The organism is Streptomyces sp. NBC_00353, from assembly GCF_036108815.1.
In the GTDB taxonomy this organism is placed as follows: domain Bacteria; phylum Actinomycetota; class Actinomycetes; order Streptomycetales; family Streptomycetaceae; genus Streptomyces.
In genome coordinates, this window is sequence record NZ_CP107985.1 from 6,692,893 (window position 1) to 6,712,408 (window position 19,516).

Sequence of the window (19,516 nt, forward strand, 5' to 3'; positions counted from 1 at the left end):
ACCCGGCCGGGGCGGCTTCGCTCACGTGACCGAGGCAACTGTCCTCGGGCCGTCGTCGGACGCGCCGCGACCGGACAATGAGCTCGTAGAGCACGACCCAGGAAGCAAGGAGAACCTTCATGATCGGCCTGATACTCGCAGCCGGTGCCGGACGGCGTCTGCGCCCGTACACCGACACCCTTCCGAAGGCCCTGGTGCCGGTAGGCCCCGAGGGCGACGAGGAGAGCCTCACCGTCATCGATCTGACGCTGGGCAACTTCGCCGAGGTGGGGCTGACCGAGGTCGCGATCATCGTGGGTTACCGCAAGGAGGCCGTGTACGCCCGCAAGGAGGCTCTTGAGGCGAAGTACGGCGTCACGATCACGCTGATCGACAACGACAAGGCCGAGGAGTGGAACAACGCGTACTCCCTCTGGTGCGGCCGCGACTCGATCAAGCACAGCGTGATCCTCGCCAACGGCGACACCGTGCACCCGGTCTCCGTCGAGAAGACGCTGCTGGCCGCACGCGGTGACGGCAAGCGGATCATCCTTGCCCTCGACACGGTGAAGCAGCTCGCCGACGAGGAGATGAAGGTCGTCGTGGACCCCGAGAAGGGCGTCCAGCGGATCACCAAGCTGATGGACCCGGCGGACGCGACGGGCGAGTACATCGGTGTCACCCTCATCGAGGGCGATGCGGCCGACGAGCTCGCGGACGCGCTGCGGACGACCTTCGAGCGCGACCCGGACCTGTACTACGAGGACGGCTACCAGGAGCTCGTCAACCGCGGCTTCAAGGTCGACGTGGCGCCGATCGGCGACATCCAGTGGGTCGAGATCGACAACCACGAGGACCTCGCCAAGGGCAGGAGGATCGCGTGCCAGTACTGACCCGCCTCATACCGGCGCCGATCGTCGTCGATATCCGCGCGGGTGCCCTGGCCGATCTCGCGAGCGTCCTCGCGGACCAGAGGATCTCCAGCTCGGGGAAGCTGGCGGTCGCGATCAGCGCAGGGTCCGGTCAGGCGCTGCGCGAGCGGCTCTCGTCGAGCCTGCCGAGTGCTTCCTGGTTCGAGGTCGGCGGCGGCTCCCTCGGGGACGCGATCAAGCTCGCCGAGGCCATGAAGTCCGGGCGTTACGACGCCGTGGTGGGCCTCGGCGGCGGCAAGATCATCGACTGTGCGAAGTTCGCCGCGGCGCGTGTCGGGCTGCCGCTGGTCGCGGTGGCGACGAACCTCTCCCACGACGGTCTCTGCTCGCCGGTCGCCACACTGGACAACGACGCGGGCCGTGGCTCGTACGGTGTCCCGAACCCGATCGCGGTCCTGATCGACCTCGACATCATCCGCGAGGCCCCGGCCCGGTTCGTGCGCTCCGGGATCGGCGACGCGCTTTCCAACATCTCCGCGGTCGCGGACTGGGAGCTCGCCCATGAGGTCAAGGGCGAGGACATCGACGGCCTCGCTGCCGCGATGGCCCGCCAGGCCGGTGAGGCGGTGCTGCGCCACCCCGGCGGCATCGGGGACGACAGCTTCCTGCAGGTGCTGGCCGAAGGGCTGGTGATCACCGGTATCTCGATGTCGGTCGCGGGCGACAGCCGCCCCGCTTCCGGCGCGTGCCACGAGATCAACCACGCCTTCGATCTGCTCTTCCCTCAGCGTGCCGCCAGCCACGGCGAGCAGTGCGGTCTGGGCGCGGCGTTCGCGATGCATCTGCGCGGTGCCCGCGAGGAGTCCGTACAGATGGCCCGGACGCTGCGGGGCCACGGCCTGCCCGTGCTGGCCGAGGAGATCGGCTTCACCGCGGACGAGTTCGTCTCGGTGGTCGAATTCGCTCCGCAGACCAGGCCGGGGCGCTACACGATTCTGGAGCACCTGAACCTGTCCGCGGACGGGATCCGGGATGCCTACGCCGAGTACGTGAAGGCTGTCGAGGCCTGAATCAGGGGCCCGGTTTGACCGGCTGTCCAAGGCCCCGTAGCCTTGACCGTCGGCGTTTGTTCGCCACACCTCTGAGCACTGACCTCCCGCTCGTACGGGAGAGGCCGCTCGTCCAATCCGGATCGTCGCGGGTCTTCGGACCCGTGTGAGCGGCTGGCATCAGAGGATTCCGTTCCGAGCGAGAGTGAGATCCGCGTGTACGCCATCGTGCGCAGCGGTGGCCGCCAGCACAAGGTTGCTGTCGGTGACATCGTTGAGGTTGACAAGATTCCCACTGCCCAGGTTGGTGACACGGTCGAGCTCTCGACCCTGCTCGTGGTCGACGGCGACGCCGTGACCAGCGACCCGTGGGTGCTGGCCGGGATCAAGGTTCAGGCCGAGATCGTGGACCACCACAAGGGCGCGAAGATCGACATCCTTCGCTACAAGAACAAGACCGGCTACCGCCGTCGCCAGGGTCACCGCCAGCAGTACACGGCGATCAAGGTCACCGGTATCCCCGCGGCTGCGAAGTAAGGGACTGAGAAAAGATGGCACACAAGAAGGGCGCATCGTCCACCCGGAACGGGCGCGATTCCAACGCTCAGCGGCTCGGCGTCAAGCGCTTCGGCGGCCAGGCCGTCAACGCCGGTGAGATCCTGGTCCGCCAGCGCGGCACCCACTTCCACCCGGGCACGGGCGTCGGCCGTGGCGGCGACGACACGCTGTTCGCGCTCGCCGCTGGTGCGGTCGAGTTCGGCACCCACCGTGGCCGCAAGGTCGTGAACATCGTTCCGATCGCCGAGTAATTTCGGCGCTCGTCGAGCGGTTTCTGCGGAGGCGGACCTCACTTCCCGTATGGGAAGCGGGTCCGCCTTTCGCGTGTTTCTCCTAAGAGACACAGCATGAGCTTGAATCATTTCTGCATGTATGTAACTGGAGGTTCCAACCATGACCACCTTCGTGGACCGCGTCGATCTGCATGTCGCCGCGGGTAACGGAGGCCACGGCTGTGCCTCCGTTCACCGTGAGAAGTTCAAGCCGCTCGGCGGCCCGGACGGCGGCAACGGCGGCCGTGGCGGCGATGTGACCCTGGTCGTCGACCAGGACATCACCACGCTCCTCGACTATCACCACAGTCCGCACCGCAAGGCCACCAACGGCCAGCCCGGCGCGGGCGACCACCGCACCGGCAAGGAGGGTCAGGACCTCGTCCTGCCGGTCCCCGACGGCACGGTCGTGCTCGACAGGAACGGCAACGTGCTGGCCGACCTGGTCGGTCAGGGCACCACGTTCGTGGCCGGCCAGGGCGGCCGCGGCGGCCTCGGCAACGCGGCACTCGCCTCCGCCCGCCGCAAGGCCCCCGGCTTCGCGCTGCTCGGCGAGCCGGGCGAGTCCCGGGACATCGTCCTGGAGCTCAAGACCGTCGCCGACGTGGCTCTGGTGGGTTACCCGAGCGCCGGCAAGTCCTCGCTGATCTCGGTCCTGTCCGCGGCCAAGCCGAAGATCGCCGACTACCCGTTCACCACGCTCGTCCCGAACCTGGGCGTGGTCACCGCGGGCAGCACCGTCTACACCATCGCCGACGTCCCGGGCCTGATCCCGGGCGCCAGCCAGGGCAGGGGCCTCGGTCTGGAGTTCCTGCGGCACGTCGAGCGCTGCTCGGTCCTCGTACACGTGCTGGACACGGCGACGCTGGAGTCCGACCGCGACCCGGTCTCCGACCTCGACATGATCGAGGAAGAGCTGAAGCAGTACGGCGGTCTGGACGACCGGCCCCGCATCGTCGTCCTCAACAAGATCGACATTCCGGACGGTCAGGACCTCGCCGACTTGATCCGGCCGGAACTGGAGGAGCGCGGCTACCGCGTCTTCGAGGTGTCCGCCGTCGCCCGTACCGGTCTCAAGGAGCTCTCCTACGCGCTCGCCGGTGTGATCGCCGAGGCGCGTGCCGCCAAGCCCGTGGAGGAGGCGACCCGCATCGTCATCCGTCCGAAGGCCGTGGACGACGCGGGCTTCACCGTCACGCTGGAGGAGGACGGCATCTACCGGGTGCGCGGCGAGAAGCCGGAGCGCTGGGTGCGGCAGACCGACTTCAACAACGACGAGGCCGTCGGCTATCTGGCGGACCGTCTCAACCGTCTCGGTGTCGAGGACGAGCTGATGAAGGCCGGCGCCCGGGCGGGTGACGGTGTGGCCATCGGCGCCGAGGACAACGCGGTCGTCTTCGACTGGGAGCCGACCGTGGCGGCGGGTGCGGAGATGCTCGGGCGTCGTGGCGAGGACCACCGTCTCGAAGCGCCGCGTCCGGCCGCTCAGCGCCGTCGTGACCGTGAGTCGGAGCGGGACGAAGTCAGCAAGGAATACCAGGAGTTCGACCCGTTCGCGTAGCGCGGGATGCCGAGGGGCCTGTCCCCGGACCAGAGTTTTCTCTGGGCCGGGGACAGGCCCCTCGGCCGTTCCGGGAGACTGTCCGGCCGGCTCTCCTGCTCCTTGCCGGACGGCCTGTTGTTCGAATATGTGGGCTGATTCCGTACGTGATCACGGTAAATGGTTGGTTTTGTCCAAAGATTGGATAAACTTTCGTCCGGTGCGCAGCCTTTTGGTGCTTCTGTGTGTCTACCTCATGCGAGGACAGAAGCCTGCCCTCGCGACGACCGAGGGGGTAGGGGGAGCGTGATGACACTCGCGCGAGGCTGCCCGGGGATTGCTGCGAGCTGCGGCCCGGCCGAAAGACGCTGGTGAAGATTTCATTCCTGGTACGTGACCTGTGCCATATGGGCGGGGTGGTCAGCGCGACGCAGAACCTTGCGGGCGCGCTCGCCTCCCGGCACGAGGTGGAGATCGTGGCCCTGCGCAAGGTGCGGGACAAGTCGCACTTCCCGCTCGACCCGCGGGTCTCCGTGCGCGTTCTCACCGACCTGCGGGGGCATTCCCCCGCCTCCGATCTGGAGCACCCGTTGATCGGGGTCTTCCCGAAGGTCTACCCGGTCGACCCGGCAGAGAAGAAGCCGGTGGTCAGCAGACTGGCCGAGCTGCGGCTGCTGGAATTCCTCGCGACCACCGACTCCGATGTCGTGGTGAGCTCCAGCCCGCGGAACACGATCATGCTCTCGTACGCCGAGGGTGACTACCTGCGGGTCACGCAGGAGCACTCGATGCCCTCGATCTACGCGAAGTACTACCAGGGCCGACTGTTCAAGGCGTACCACTCGCTGGACGCGCTCACCGCTCCCACGCCCGAAGAGGCCGAGAGCATCGGCAAGCAGGTGCCCGGCGTCCGTAACCGGCTGGCCGTCATGCCGAACTGCGTGCCCGCCGCCCCGGTGCAGTCCAAGAGCACCAACAAGGTCATCATCGCGGCGGGTCTCCTCAAGGAGAACAAGAACTTCGCGGCGGTCGTCGAAGCCTTCGCCACCGTCGTACGCAAGCATCCCGACTGGCGGCTGCGCATCTATGGCGAAGGAATGGAGAAGGCCGATCTGCGCAAGCAGATCGAGAACCTCGGCCTGCACAACACCGTGGCGCTGATGGGACCGGTCGCCCCGGTCGCCCCGGAATTCAGCAAGGGTTCGATCTTCGTGCTCCCGTCCAAGCGGGAGGCGTTCGGCAATGTGATCGTCGAGGCGATGGCCGCCGGTCTGCCTGTGGTCAGCACCGACGCCGACCATGGACCGCGCAACATCATCACCCACGGCGAGGACGGTCTCCTCGTCCCGTGCGGCAACAGCGACGCCATGGCCGAGGCCGTCCTCGAACTGGTCGAGAACGACGAGCGCCGCAAGCTGATGGGCGAGGCCGCGGTACGCAACGCCGTGCGTTTCCACGAGCCCGCGAGCTGCGAGCGCTTCGAGGCGATCCTGCACGACGCGTTCGCCCGCCGGGCACTGCTGACGACGGCCGGCGCACAGGTGGACCCGGAGGGATCGGTCCGGATCGAGGTCGGCGTCCTGCCTCCGGAGGCGCACGGCGCCGAGATCGCCTGCCGCTTGGTCGGCAGCCTGGACCAGGAGCGGCGGTTCGCGATCGAACCCGGGGGCACCGCAGTGGTGCCGTGGCGCGACGGACTGCCCGAGGGGACCTGGGAGCTGTCGGTACGTACCCCGGCGGGCATCGAGGTGCCGCTGACGGTGGACGGTTACGGCTGCGACTTACGTGATGTGTTCAATGTGCCGTTGCCCCGGGAGGACGGCGCCCCGGCCCTGGAGCTGTTGCTGCCGCACCGGGGCGAGATGGACCGCCTCCGGATCCGTAGCGTGGTGCGCGACGCCCATGTGGAGATCGACGCGCTGGCGGTCAGCACCGAGACCATCGAGATGGAAGCGGTCGGCTGGGGTGTGGAGCTCGGCCGCGGAGCCGTCCTGGAGGCCGTGCTCCGCAAGGACAAGGAACGGGTGATGACCTTCCCGGTGGCGGCCGTGGAGGGCCGCCGGATCACCGCCCGGGTCGACTGCGCCGCGCTGGTGCGTGCGCACGAGGGACCCGAGCAGATCTGGGACATGTGGCTGCGGCCCGCGGAGGAGGCGGACCGGGTCCAGGTCGGCAAGCTGGCCACCGACGTGCTGCAACCGATCGGGGTGTTCACCTTCCCCCGTCCGGTGATCCGGGTACTGCCCGAGCCCAGCACGACACTGCCGGCCAAGGTGAGGCGCCGGGTGACCAGGGCGCTGAACGGTGGCAAGCCCGTACCGCTTCCGGTCACCAGGATCGAGATCAGGCCGTACTTCACGGCCCTGTCGCAGCTCGCCTTCAAGACGGTGGACGTACAGCCGTAGGACGGCACGGACAGGGGACAGAAGGGCGGGCCCGCGGAGATGTTCTCCGCGGGCCCGCCCTTCTGTGTGTGGCTAGTTCCCGTCGGAGAGCTCCGCGGGCTGCTCCATCATGCGGTCCACGACGCGCTGCGAGGCCCGGCCGTCGTCCAGGTCGCAGAACAGGTGGTGGAAGCGGTCGAAGCGCTCGCGGTACTCGGGCCAGACGCTGTCGATGTTCCGGATGGAATCGATCAGCTCACCGGAGGTGCGGATCAGCGGGCCGGGCGAGTCCTTCTCGAAGTCGAAGTAGAACCCGCGCAGGGTGTCGCGGTAGTGCTCCAGGTCGTACGTGAAGAAGAGCATCGGCCGCTTGAGGTGGGCGTAGTCGAACATCACGGACGAGTAGTCGGTGATCATGATGTCGGCGGCCAGATACAGATCGGCGATGTCCGGGTACTCGGAGACGTCCCAGACGAAGCCGTTCCCGGCCCCCGGCACGGCATCGACCACGTTGGAGTGACGGCGGATCAGCAGCACGTGGTCGTCCCCGAGCCGGCGGCGCGCGTCCTCCAGATCCAGCCGCAGGTCGAACAGGTACTGGCCCGCGCTGTGCGACTGGTCGTCGCGCCAGGTCGGCGCGTAGAGGACGACCTTCTTCCCGGCGGGCAGACCGAGCTTCGCCTTGACCTGCTCGACGATCTTCTCCCGGTCGGGGGAGTAGAGGTAGTCGTTGCGCGGGTAGCCGGCTTCGAAGATCTCGCCGTCGTACGAGAAGGCGCGCTTCAGGATGGGCGTGCTGAACCGGTTGGACGAGACGAGCAGGCTCCAGTTGTTCGCCTCGAGCGCCAGCCGGTTCTGGTACTCGCGGTCGAAGTAGAGCGTCTCGATGTCATGGCCGATCTTCTTCAGCATCGTGCCGTGCCAGGTCTGCACGATCACCTGGCCGGGGCGGCGCACCAGCCACTCGGGCAGGTGCCCGTTCGTGACGATGTACCGGGACCTGGACAGGGCCTCGAACCACTCGCGGCCCCACATGCGGACCTTCTCCGTGGCCGGCGGCAGGACGACCTGCCCGTCCCGGACGGCCCACAGGTGCTTGAGGTCACTGCCGCGGCGCAGGAGCTCCTCGTGGATGGCGCGAGGGCTGTCGGAGTATTGCTTGCCGTTGTAGCTCAGGTAGAAGACCTGGTCGAGCAGCGGCTTCTCGCGGCCGAGCTCGTACACCTCGCGGCGCAGCTGCAGCTGCCGGTACGGGCCGAGCTCCATGTCGCTCAGCTCGGAACGGCAGTTGAGCTGCGGGAAGTCGCCCCAGCGGTGCTCGAACCAGTAGCGGCGGCCGCCCAGTTCGGTGAGCAGCGGGAACTGGGAGGTGGCCAGCCGGTCGATGACGAAGGCCGCGTCCGGGACGTTCTCCTCCTCGGACCGCAGGAAGAGGTTCCACCGTCCCGCCTTGAGCGGAACCTGGCCGGAGCCGCCCATGACCGACGGGTCGAAGGAGGTGGTGAAGGTCCCGTCCGCGGCCCATTCGACGGCCGCCACGCGTTCGTCGAAGCGGCTGCGGGCCTTGAGGACCAGTTCGGCGCCGACGAGCCGGGGGCTCGTGCGGCCGCTGACGACGATCCGGCCGTCGCGCTCGGAGACGTCGGTGATCACGGCACGCCGCGCCCGGCCGATGATCTTCAGATAGCCGTTGTGGCCCGAGACCACGGCCAGCTCCTGATGGGTGCCCTCGTCGCCGAAGCTCTCCGGCAGGTCGAGGCGGAGGTCGGCCAGGCCCTCCCGGACGACACTGCTGAACTGGCGCTCCGTGCCGTCGGAGGCCGTGGCGAGCAGGGCCGTGCTCCACAGCCGGCGCTCGGGCTGTGCCTTCTCGTCCACCGCGTCGGCGGCGAGCAGGGCCACCTCGGCAACGGGTACGCGCACGCGGAACGTGGCGGTGTCACCGGCCCGCTCCACGGTCGCCGGGAACTTCTTGATCTCACCGCTCTTGGGGTTGGCCAGCCGCAGGTCGAGCGTCTCGCCGTGCTTCAGCGTGACCCGCAGCTCACCCCGGATCTCCAGCTGGTCGCCGTCCAGCCGGCGGTCGGTGACGAGGGCGAGGACCTTCTCGATGCGGAGCTTGAGCGCGCTGCGCTCGACGCTGGGCAGCAGCCGGAAGTCCTTGTCGAGCCACTGGTAGGGCGGGAAGTTGGCAGCCGCCCCGCCGCGCGCCCACACACCGCTGCGCCGCACCAGGCCCGAGGAGTAGACGTTGATGCCGACGTGCCACAGACCCTCCTGCCAGGCGCCGCCCTTGCGGAACTTGGCGGGGTCGAGTTCGAGCTCCCAGCCGGCCCAGTCGTAGTTGTAGCGCTTCTGACCGGAGCTGGTGGTGCACTCGGGGCGGTGGACGTTCTTCGCGGGCAGGAACAGCCGGCGCCGCGAGTTGTCCCGCTTGAGCTGGACGACCTTGATGCTGCTGCGCCTCGTCGACATGTCGATCTTGTCGATCCAGGCGTCGCCGGACAGCACCAGCCGGCCGTTCCTCCACTCGACCGAGCGCAGCGGCGCGCGCAGGTCCAGGTCCTGGTCGATGCGCAGCGCGGCCTTGGGCAGCTCGACGGAGCTCGACTCCAGCGGCGCGAAGCTGGCGTACTTACGGAAGCCGCCGGAGACCTCGACGGGCTCCTTGCGGCGCTGCGAGGCCAGCAGGGCGATCAGCTCGGGCGTGGCGTGCTTGCGCACGAGCAGCCACTGCACCCGCAGGTCCGCGGGCAGGGCCATGACGATCTGCGGGTCGATCGTGTCGAGGTAGCGGTTGGCGGCCTCGAGAAAGGCCTCGTGGAACTCCGCAGTCGCGTCGGGCAGCACGCGCAGGAACAGCCGCAGGTCGTCGCGGAGTACGCGGTCGTCGTACTGCCGCTTGTACTCGGCGAACTCGGGGCCCTGCTGCCGGGAGAGGAAGTCGCTGACCAGGCTCACCGCGGTGACCCGGTCCCTGATCGCCTGGGGCTCCCGGCGGCGCTGGGTGATCGACGGGGCGGACTCGCCCTCGCGCAGCCGCCAGAAGTACGTCGGCTCACCGATGATGTCGATCGCTTCGGCCCGGTAGTGGGCGGGGAGGACGACGGGGATGTCCTCGTGCAGGATGCCCTCGGGGAAGGCGAACCCGTGCTTCTCCCAGAAGGTGCGCCGGAACACCTTGTTGCAGGCGATGCGGTCGGCGACGAGATTGGGGTTCTTCGAGATGTGGGTCCGCTTGCGGGCCTCGCCCGCCAGCATCTTGAACAGCGGCACCTGCCAGGACTTCTCGCCCTTGAGGTGGAAGACGTTCCCGGTGGCGAAGTCGGAGCCGCTTTCGTCGAGGCTCGCGGTCATCAGCCGGTAGGCGTCCGGCGGGATGATGTCGTCGCTGTCGACGAACGTCAGGAACTCTGCGTCGGGAGATATGTGCGAGACACCCGTGTTGCGGGCCGCGCCGAGACCGCCGTTCTCCTTGCGTATGAGGATGAACCGCGGGTCGCGGGCCGCGTATTCGGCGGCTATCGCCGCGGAGCCGTCCGGGGACCCGTCGTCCACCATCAGGACCTCGATCTCCCGCAGCGTCTGCGACGCCAGCGAGTCGAGGCAGGCCGGGAGATAGCGCTCCACGTTGTAGATGGGGACGATGACACTGAGCCGAGGGGTCATGTCTTTCAGGATTCCTTTCGGGTCAGACCCGCTCGACCGGTTCGAGCGCCTGAGCTGGGGAGGGTGCCGGCTTGCGTTCGGCAAGCGGCACGACGGGAAGAAGACTCTCCTCGCCCAGGAAGACTCTGCGGACGACACGCTCCGCGGCGTGACCGTCGTCGTAGTCGCAGTACCGTTCGCGGAACTGGCTGCGGAAGGTGGCGGACTCCTCGCTCTGCCACTCGCCGGATCCGAGGATCTCGGTGAGCTGCGCCTGGCTGGTCGCAACGGCGCCGGGAGGCTCGGCCATCAGGTCGAAGTACGTACCGCGGACCGCCTTGTAGGTGTCCCAGTCGTCGGCGAAAATCACGATCGGCCGATCAAGATTCGCATAGTCGAACATTGCTGACGAGTAGTCGGTGATCAGGGCGTCCGAGGCGAGGTAGAGGTCCTCCACACACCGGTGCGCCGAGACATCGATGATGCGACCGCTGGTCTGGAGCTCGGCCATCCGCCCGTTCGGCTTGTAGAAGTAGTGGCCGCGCACCAGGAGGGTGATGTCCTCGCCCAGTTCATCGGCCAGCCGTGGAAGGTCGAGCCTCGGGGTGAAGTCCTTCTGGTACTCGCGGTGGGTCGGCATGTAGAGGAAGACGCTGGAGCCGTCGTTCAGGCCGAGCTCCCGGCGAACCCTTGCCACGTCCGCGGCAGTTGAGTTGATCAGGACGTCGTTGCGCGGATAGCCGGTCTCCAGGGAGGTGTACCGGCACGGGTACACCCGCTCCCACACCGTGGTCGAGAACCGGTTGGAGGAGAGACTGTAGTCCCAGCGGTCACAGCGCTTGAGCAGGTCCTCGAAGTCCATGCTGGTGGAGGCCGGGAAGTTCATCTGGTCGAGCCCCATGGTCTTCAACGGGGTGCCGTGATGGGTCTGCAGATGAATCTGGCCCTCGCGCTTGACCACCGCGTTGGCGAAGTTCACGTTGTTGACCAGGTACTTGGCGCGGGCCACCGCCGTCCAGTACGAACGGGAGCCCACGACCGCCACCTCGACGCCCTTGGGCACCCGGCCGACCTGGTCGGCCCTGACCGCCCATACCCGGCGGATGTGCGGGGCCAGACGGGCCAGTTCGGCGTCGATGGCCGCGGGGTTGCAGGAGTAGCCGCGGCTCCAGTAGGCGGAGAACACCGCCAGGTTGTCGTCCAGTCCCAGCCTCAGCTGGGACTGGTAGAACATCCCCATGGCAGCGCGCTTGGCGCGGATGACGCGTTCGCGGCTGCGAAGGCGGGACCGGTTGCGCAGCCGACGGGCCCGGGTGGCGGCGGCCAACGCCGGATAGGAGCCCATGCCGAGCAGCGCGTACTTGTAGCCGCGGCCGCCCGAGGGGCGTACGAAGCCGTCCGGCAGTCTGCGTCTGTAGTCCGCGGACGCCCGGTGGAAGAACTCGGACCGTGCGTTGCGCGGCAGCCGGCCCGGCTTCTCCATGATGGTCAGATAGTGGTCGGCCATCTTCCGGAAGACTGCCGTGCGCCAGTGGTCGAGCTCGGGGTGTTTTTCCAGATAGGTGAAAATGCGGTCGTACTGCTCGAAGACGTCGAAGTGTTTGCGGCTGACGGTACGGAGGATGTTGCCGCCCTCGCGTCGCTGCCGGTAGAAGACGCACGTGCGGTCGAGCACCGCCAGGCGGTCCGCGGTTATCAGGGTGGAGTACGTCCAGGGGGCGTCCTCGTAATAACCGGGCGGGAACTGGAAGCCGTGCCGGGTGACGAAGTCGCGTCGGTATGCCTTGTTCCATACGATCTGCAGCAGGTCCAGCAGCTCGGGCCGGTCCGCCAACGAGAAGACCGCGGGCCCGGTCTCGGCGAGCAGGTCGGCGCGCTGGTTCGGCAGGCGCCGGCCGTCCCAGTAGGTGCGCGTGTAGTCGAAGATCAGGACGTCGGGATCGTCTGTCGCGTCGAGCCGCCGGGCGATGGCGCCCAGGGCGCCGGGCGCAAGGGTGTCGTCACTGTCCAGGAACAGCAGATAGTCACCGGTCGCCTGTTCGATGCCGGCGTTGCGGGCGCGGCCCAGGCCCACATTCTCACCGAGGTGCAGGACGCGCACACGGGTGTCGCGACGGGCGAACTCGTCCAGGATCTCGCCGGAACCGTCCGGCGAGCAGTCGTCGACGGCGACGATCTCGAAGTCGGTGAAGTCCTGCTCCAGTACGGAGTCGATGCACTCCCGGATGTATCCCTGCACGTTGTAGGCAGGCGCGATGAGTGTCAGTCGAGGCATCCTTCACCAGTCCAGAGAGCTGTCGAGGGTCCGTGTGACGGCGCCGATTCGTACCGTCGAACGACGGGATGGCGCCGAAGTACCCGGACAGCGTAATTGATCGTCATTGGCTCGCTGTGGCCCTGCGTTGGCTGGGACTTCACCCGAAGGTGCCCGTCCCGGCATCTCCCCCGCGAGGGGGCATGTTGAAAGATAGTTCCGATTGGTCCTATTTGCTCGACTCCATTTTTCCCACACGTAGAGTGAAGCCGACGGTATGACCTCGTACAGGGAGACGCGCGAATGGCCTGGATGGTTACAGGTGGGGCGGGATATATCGGTGCGCATGTCGTGCGTGCGATGCTCGCGGGCGGTCAGTCGGTAGTCGTGTATGACGACTTGTCGACGGGAAGCGCAGAGAAGATTCCCGCCGGGGTGTCCCTGGTCGTCGGCAGCGTGCTCGACCGGCAGCGCCTCGACGCTGCGATCCGTGACCACGGTGTGACAGGCGTGGTGCACGTCGCAGGGAAGAAGCAGGTGGGCGAGTCCGTCGAGCGGCCGCTCCACTATTACCGGGAGAACGTGACCGGGCTGGAGACACTCCTGGAGAGCATGGTCGCGGTGGGCGTCGACCGGCTGGTGTTCTCCTCGTCGGCCGCCGTCTACGGCATGCCGGATGTGGATCTGGTCAGGGAGGACACCCCGTGTCTGCCGATGAGCCCGTACGGCGAGACGAAGCTCGTCGGAGAATGGCTGATCCATGCGGCCGCTCGGGCCCACGGCCTGCGCTGCGCCTCGCTCCGTTACTTCAATGTCGCGGGTGCCGCCTCCCCCGAGCTCGCCGACGCCGGAGTGTTCAATCTCATCCCGATGGTCTTCGAGCGGCTGGCGGCCGGTGAGGGACCGAGGATCTTCGGCGACGACTACGAGACGCCCGACGGCACATGCATCCGTGACTACATCCATGTGGAGGACATAGCCTCCGCGCACCTTGCGGCCGTGCGCAGGCTCGACGAGGCCGGGAGCGGTACCGACCTCACGCTCAATATCGGCCGCGGTGAGGGCAGTTCCGTGAAGGAGATGGTCGACCGGATCCTCAAGGTGACCGGCCGCGGCGACCTCACCCCGGAGGTGACGGCCCGCCGTGCCGGTGACCCGGCGCGCGTGGTCGCCGGGGCCGACCGGATCCGGACGGAGCTGGGCTGGTCGGCCACGTACGGAGTGGACGAGATGATCGACTCCGCGTGGCAGGGCTGGCTCCACCACCACCCGTAACTCCGCCACCACCCGTAAGCTCCACCACCCGTCACGAAGAGCAAATGGCGAAGGGGCCCGCATACCTGCGGGCCCCTTCGCCGTTGTGCCGGTGCGCCGGGCGCTACACCTCGGGCGTTGCCTTCAGCAGGGACTTCGAAGCCTCCGCCGACGTCGTCGTTTCCTCGGTCACGGCCCCGCGCGGCGCCGGAATCATGGACAGCAGCCGCTGCGCCATGCGCGCACGGTGACCGTCCGCCGTCGCGCAGAGACTGCGTGCCGCCTCGTTGAAGCGCTCCAGCGACGGCGGATCCGAGGGGCCGAGCAGATGAAGCTTCAGCTCAGCACGGCTCCGGGCCAGCGTGTCGTGCTCCGGATTGCGTACGGAGTGCAGCAGCGCCGCCACACCCTCGGCGTCCGGGGTGAGGATCGTCGCCGCGCGGACCGTCGGGAACGCTTCCCGGAAGGCGTCCTCCGGCAGCTCGCTGGTGTTCGCGACGGCGTACGGCTTCTCGCTCGCCAGGTAGTCGGTGACCACGCTCGACACATCGCTGATCAGCAGATCCGCCTGGTTGAAGCAGGCGTACAGCGCGGGCTGCGGGGCCGTGATGATCTGGTGCTCCCAGTCGGGCAGGGATTCCCAGTAGGTCTCTTCCCAGGCTGCGGTGGCCGCGGCGACCGCTTCGGCACGGCCCGCGACCGGTGCGCTCTGGGCCAGCATCCGCTCCGCGTCGTCCGAACCCTTCCGGAAGGTGGAGGCGGTGATCCGTTCCAGCTCAGTGGTCCGCAGGGCCAGCGCGGCCGCGGCCTCGGGGCCGGGCCGGGAGCCGGTGCGCCGGCGGTTGGCCTCGCGGATCAGCTCCTGCATGCGCTCGTTCGCGGCTCCCGCACGCGGATCGACCGAACCCGTCATCGGGTGCGGCTTGTAGAGGAGCCGTACCCCGGGATCGGCGAGCAGCGCACGGACGATGTTCTCGCCGGCCAGTATCACCGATGTGTTGCCGGGGTTGCCGTCCCAGCCCTCCCAGGTCGGGGCGTAGAGCACGGTGGTGAACGGGCCGGTGGGCGGGCCCGCGTACGGGGCGATCGGCGCCAGCTGGGGGCGGCCGATCTCCACCACGTCACGGTCGTCGATACCGACCTCGGCCTGGGCGTAGCGCTCCCGGGCGGCCGGTCCCGCGACCCAGACCTCGTCGTACGCCTTCGCGTAGGGATTGCAGCTGGAGAGCTTGTCGCTCTCACCGTGGTTGACGAAGGCGTGCTTGATCGTCGGGATGCGCAGGACCTGCGAGGTCTTGCCCGAGTTCGCGGGGTGGATCAGCATCTTGAGCGTCGAGTGCTCGAGGCGCATCAGCTGGGCGACCCTGGGGATGCACACGATGGGGATGTCCGTCGCGCCGATCTTCTGCATCATGAAGCGCTCGCGCAGCACGATGAGCGGGCGGCCGTCGGTCCGGGCCAGCGTGTCGAGCCACATATTGGCCTGGTACGCGGACGAGGAGCCGCCCGAGAAGTACATGCCGACGGTCGGCTGGTACTCGGCGAGCCAGGCGTCGAACCAGTCGAGCACCTCTTCCTGCGAGGCAGGACGGCGACGCGCAAGCCGCCACAGCAGGACGGCCAGTCCGGCGCAGGCGAGAAGGACCGAAAGCCCGATGCCGGCCGCGGCGAACTCCGGCTCGTCGCCCGCCGCCGTCACCAGCAGGCCCGCGGTCGCGGGCAGGCCGAACAGCAGCAGCCGCGGACCGGGCCCGCCCATCAGCAGCGCGGGGGGCGCCGGGGTGATCCGCAGGGCGGAGGCGTCGATGTTGCGCGTGAGCAGGGGCATGGTGCGGCTGGCGCGCACAAGTATCGCCGTGGCGTGACCGGCGAAGTGGAGCGCGTAGAAGAAGAGCAGCCCGCAGACGAGGGGGAGGTAGGCCGTTTCCTGCTGCTGACTGTCCAGTTCCAGCACGCCCACGACGAGCAGGAGGTCACGTATGACCTGTCGTACCGTGACATCGGCCCTGACCTTCGTGAACTGCGAGTTCAGGCCTGGCTGCCAGCGGTGCAGGGCGGCTTCTGTCGCGAGACCGGTTGCCGTGGCTGCGATGAGCAGGGGGACGTTCGGGAGAAGCGCGGCGGTGGCCTGGGCGACGAACGACGCGGCCAGCACGAAGATGAAGAAGGGCTTCGCGGCAGGCCGCATAGTGAGGGGAAGAGGTTGCACTCGGGGGACTCCAAGCAGCTCGAGCTCGCGCAGGGCGCGGTTGCGGCCGGATGGCACGGTGGTCGGGCCGACTGGTCAAGCCAGGGCCGGGGCCCCGGAAGTGGGTGTGATCCGCCCCCACCGTAGAGAAGGCACGTCATCCACTTGTGTGGCTCAGGTGAGGACTATGTAACAATATGCAGCTTCGTACAACCATTCTAGATGATGACCGTGCGGCTGTGCACACCCCGTCAGGCACCTGTGAGCGGACAGTCGCGGGCCGGTCCGCGCGGATGGAGTGCGGACCTGCGCCCGGGGATGGCCTCGGATGGCCTCGGACGGGCGGAAACGCGGTCGGTGCGGAAAATAATTCCCGCAATCCTCTCTCGCGGTGGAAGAAGCGTACGAGACGAGAAAATGTTTCCGAGTGTCAATCGGGCGCATCTCGATTCCATGGGCCCATTCGCGGCAGATCGGACAGTGAATCTCAGTAAAATCGCCCCGAAGGTCGCGGTCGCGACATGACCGGAATCTCACCATCGGGCAGGGAAAATGAAAGCTCTCGTACTTTCCGGTGGGGCCGGCACCCGGCTCCGTCCCATTACGCACACCTCTGCCAAACAACTGGTCCCGGTGGCGAACAAACCGGTGCTGTTCTACGGCCTGGAAGCCATTGCGGAAGCGGGCATCACCGAGGTCGGCATCATTGTGGGCGACACTGCCGCAGAGATCCGCGCGGCCGTCGGTGACGGTTCCCGGTTCGGCATCGAGGTCACGTACATCCCGCAGGACGAGCCGCTCGGACTCGCGCACGCGGTGCTGATCGCCCGGCGCTTCCTGGGGGACGACGACTTCGTCATGTACCTCGGCGACAACTTCATCGTCGGCGGGATCGCCGGCCTGGTCGAGGAGTTCCGCGCCGACCGGCCCGATGCGCAGATCCTGCTGACCCGGGTGCCCGACCCGAGCGCCTTCGGTGTCGCCGAACTCGACGGCGACGGCCGGGTGGCGGCGCTGGAGGAGAAGCCGAAGGAGCCGAAGAGCGATCTGGCGCTGGTCGGCGTCTATCTCTTCACCGCCGTCATCCATGAGGCGGTGCGCTCCATCGCGCCCTCCTGGCGGGGCGAACTGGAGATCACGCACGCCATCCAGTGGCTGATCGACCAGAAGCGCGACGTCCGCTCCACCACGATCCGCGGGTACTGGAAGGACACCGGCAATGTCACCGACATGCTGGAGGTCAACCGGACGGTGCTGGAGACCGTCGAGCCGTCCGTCGAGGGCGCCGACGTCGACGACGAGAGCGAGATCATCGGCCGGGTCCGGATCGAGGCGGGCGCCAAGGTCAGCGGCAGCCGGATCGTCGGCCCCGCGATCATCGGCGCCCGCTCGGTGATCAGTGGCGCGTATGTCGGTCCGTTCACCTCGGTCTCGGAGGACTGCCGGATCGAGGACAGCGAGATCGAGTACTCGATCGTCCTGCGGGGCGCCTCGATCGACGGTGTCCGCCGCGTCGAGGCGTCACTCATCGGCCATGACGTCGAAGTGACCCCCGCGCCCCGCTCCCCGTCCGCCCACCGACTCGTGCTCGGCGACCACAGCAAGGTGCAGATCTCCTCATGACCACTCGCATCCTGGTGACCGGCGGGGCCGGCTTCATCGGCTCGCACTACGTCCGCACGGTGCTCGGCCCGCAGGGGCTTGGAGATGTCGCCGTCACCGTGCTCGACAAGCTCACCTACGCGGGCAACCCGGCCAACCTCGACGAGATCCGCGACCATCCCGGTTTCGCCTTCGTGCAGGGCGACATCTGCGATGCGGAGCTGGTCGCCAAGGTGATGGTCGAGCACGACCAGGTGGTGCACTTCGCCGCCGAGTCCCATGTGGACCGATCCATCGACGGCGGCGCCGAGTTCGTCCGTACGAATGTGGTGGGCACTCACACCCTGGTCCACGCCGCGCATCTGGCGGACATCGAGACCTTCGTGCACATCTCCACCGACGAGGTCTACGGCTCGATCGACGAGGGCTCCTGGCCCGAGACCGACCCGCTGGCACCCAACTCGCCGTACTCCGCGGCCAAGGCGTCCAGCGACCTGATCGCCCTCTCGTACCACCGCACCCACGGCCTCGACGTGCGCGTGACCCGCTGCTCCAACAACTACGGGCACCACCACTTCCCCGAGAAGGTCATCCCGCTGTTCGTCACGAACCTGCTGGACGGCAAGCCGGTCCCGCTGTACGGCGACGGCGCCAACGTCCGCGACTGGCTGCACATCGACGACCACGTGCAGGGCATCGAACTGGTCCGCACGAAGGGCAGCGCCGGTGAGGTCTACAACATCGGCGGCGGCACCGAACTGTCCAACAAGGAGCTCACCGGCCTGCTGCTGGACGCCTGCGGTGCCGACTGGGAGACCGGTGTCATTCATGTCGAGGACCGCAAGGGCCACGACCGCCGCTACTCCGTCGACTGCACGAAGATCCGCAACGAGCTCGGCTACGAGCCCCGCAAGGACTTCCGTACCGGTCTCGCCGAGACCGTGCAGTGGTACCGCGACAACCGCGCCTGGTGGGAGCCGCTGAAGGACAGGGCCGCGCTGTGAGCCCCGTCTGGCTGGTCACCGGAGCCGCCGGCATGCTCGGCCGGGACGTCCTGGCCCGGCTCGCCGGCGAGTCCGTCACCGCGGTCGCCGCGAACCGCGTGGCCCTCGACATCGCCGACCCCGCCCTGGTGCGTGCCGCCCTGGAGTTCCACCGCCCCGCCGTCGTGGTGAACTGCGCCGCCTGGACCGCCGTCGACGACGCCGAGTCCCAGGAAAAGGCGGCGCTGCGGGTCAACGGCACGGGCCCCGAGGTCCTCGCCGCGGCCTGCCGTGAGCACGGCGTCGTGCTTCTCCAGGTCTCCACCGACTACGTCTTCGCCGGGGACACCGAGAAGCCGTACCCGGAGGACGCCGCCGTCGGCCCCCGCAGTGCCTACGGCCGGACCAAACTGGCCGGGGAACGCGCGGTGCTGGACACCCTCCCGGACACCGGTTACGTCGTCCGTACCGCCTGGCTGTACGGCGCGTACGGCCCCAACTTCGTCCGTACGATGATCAAACTGGAGGGCGTCAAGGACGCCCTCGATGTGGTCGACGACCAGCGTGGGCAGCCCACTTGGACCGCTGATCTGGCCGACCGGCTCGTCCGGCTCGGACAGGCCGCCCTGGCCGGCGCCGTCCCCGCGGGCATCTACCACGGCACCAGCGGCGGGCAGACGACGTGGTTCGGCTTCACCCGGGAGATCTTCCGGCTGCTCGGGGCCGACCCGGCGCGTGTCCGTCCCACCACCAGCGACGCCTTCGTCCGGCCGGCACCCCGGCCCGCGTTCAGTGTGCTCGGACACGACCGCTGGGCGGCGGCCGGTATGGAACCGATCCGCGACTGGCGGGCGGCGCTGGAGGAGGCGTTCCCCGCTCTGCTCGCAGCGGAACGGCGCGGCTCGCAGCGGTGATCTCGACCTCTGAATTCCG

At 68.1% G+C, this 19,516-nt stretch carries 13 protein-coding genes; 10 read left to right on the forward strand and 3 right to left on the reverse strand.

Translation table 11 applies throughout. The annotated features are described in order from the left end of the window. Window positions 1-119 precede the first annotated feature (119 nt). From OHA88_RS30115 to OHA88_RS30140, 6 genes are all read left to right on the forward strand, one after another. Window positions 120-872: a phosphocholine cytidylyltransferase family protein gene (locus OHA88_RS30115; protein ID WP_326814359.1), complete on the forward strand. Its 753-nt coding sequence runs from the start codon at window positions 120-122 to the stop codon at window positions 870-872. Next, window positions 860-1,921 carry an iron-containing alcohol dehydrogenase family protein gene (locus OHA88_RS30120; protein WP_326603703.1) on the forward strand — a complete coding sequence of 354 codons (1,062 nt, stop codon included), beginning with the start codon at window positions 860-862 and terminating at the stop codon, window positions 1,919-1,921. The genes OHA88_RS30115 and OHA88_RS30120 overlap by 13 nt, the downstream gene beginning before the upstream one ends. 195 nt (window positions 1,922-2,116) lie before the next feature. Further along, on the forward strand, window positions 2,117-2,437 hold the full coding sequence (gene rplU / locus OHA88_RS30125) for a 50S ribosomal protein L21 (protein WP_073723125.1): 321 nt from the start codon (window positions 2,117-2,119) through the stop codon (window positions 2,435-2,437). A 14-nt stretch (window positions 2,438-2,451) separates the two neighbouring features. Beyond that, window positions 2,452-2,709 (forward strand): 50S ribosomal protein L27, encoded by a 258-nt coding sequence (gene rpmA / locus OHA88_RS30130; RefSeq protein ID WP_028813462.1) that lies wholly within the window; start codon window positions 2,452-2,454, stop codon window positions 2,707-2,709. 142 nt (window positions 2,710-2,851) lie between these two features. After that, window positions 2,852-4,291, forward strand: a complete 1,440-nt coding sequence (gene obgE, locus OHA88_RS30135; protein ID WP_328627822.1) for a GTPase ObgE — start codon at window positions 2,852-2,854, stop codon at window positions 4,289-4,291. Window positions 4,292-4,641: 350 nt separating this feature from the next. Then, window positions 4,642-6,675, forward strand: a complete 2,034-nt coding sequence (locus OHA88_RS30140) for a glycosyltransferase family 4 protein (RefSeq protein WP_328627823.1) — start codon at window positions 4,642-4,644, stop codon at window positions 6,673-6,675. Window positions 6,676-6,747: 72 nt separating this feature from the next. Here the strand turns inward: OHA88_RS30140 and OHA88_RS30145 are convergent, their stop codons facing one another. Next, on the reverse strand, window positions 6,748-10,323 hold the full coding sequence (locus OHA88_RS30145) for a bifunctional glycosyltransferase/CDP-glycerol:glycerophosphate glycerophosphotransferase (protein ID WP_328627824.1): 3,576 nt from the start codon (window positions 10,321-10,323) through the stop codon (window positions 6,748-6,750). 22 nt (window positions 10,324-10,345) lie between these two features. Continuing rightward, entirely contained in the window at window positions 10,346-12,577 is a 2,232-nt protein-coding gene (locus OHA88_RS30150) for a bifunctional glycosyltransferase/CDP-glycerol:glycerophosphate glycerophosphotransferase (RefSeq protein WP_328627825.1), read from the reverse strand. A gap of 282 nt (window positions 12,578-12,859) precedes the next feature. On the opposite strand from OHA88_RS30150, the gene galE reads away from it, so the two are divergent. After that, window positions 12,860-13,831, forward strand: coding sequence for a UDP-glucose 4-epimerase GalE (gene galE, locus OHA88_RS30155; RefSeq protein ID WP_328627826.1), 972 nt, complete (start codon window positions 12,860-12,862; stop codon window positions 13,829-13,831). A 103-nt stretch (window positions 13,832-13,934) separates the two neighbouring features. Here galE and OHA88_RS30160 read toward each other — a convergent pair whose 3' ends face one another. Further along, window positions 13,935-15,998, reverse strand: a complete 2,064-nt coding sequence (locus tag OHA88_RS30160; RefSeq protein WP_328627827.1) for a hypothetical protein — start codon at window positions 15,996-15,998, stop codon at window positions 13,935-13,937. Window positions 15,999-16,550: 552 nt separating this feature from the next. Here OHA88_RS30160 and OHA88_RS30165 point away from each other — a divergent pair. From OHA88_RS30165 to rfbD, 3 genes are read left to right on the forward strand one after another with little or no spacing between them, the layout of a single operon-like run. Continuing rightward, complete coding sequence (locus tag OHA88_RS30165) at window positions 16,551-17,621, forward strand: glucose-1-phosphate thymidylyltransferase (protein ID WP_267005219.1); 1,071 nt, start codon at window positions 16,551-16,553, stop codon at window positions 17,619-17,621. After that, a complete protein-coding gene (rfbB, locus tag OHA88_RS30170) occupies window positions 17,618-18,604 on the forward strand; it encodes a dTDP-glucose 4,6-dehydratase (RefSeq protein ID WP_328627828.1) in 987 nt (328 codons plus the stop codon). Before OHA88_RS30165 ends, rfbB begins: the two co-directional genes overlap by 4 nt. After that, window positions 18,601-19,497 carry a dTDP-4-dehydrorhamnose reductase gene (rfbD, locus tag OHA88_RS30175; protein ID WP_328627829.1) on the forward strand — a complete coding sequence of 299 codons (897 nt, stop codon included), beginning with the start codon at window positions 18,601-18,603 and terminating at the stop codon, window positions 19,495-19,497. Before rfbB ends, rfbD begins: the two co-directional genes overlap by 4 nt. Window positions 19,498-19,516: the final 19 nt, after the last annotated feature.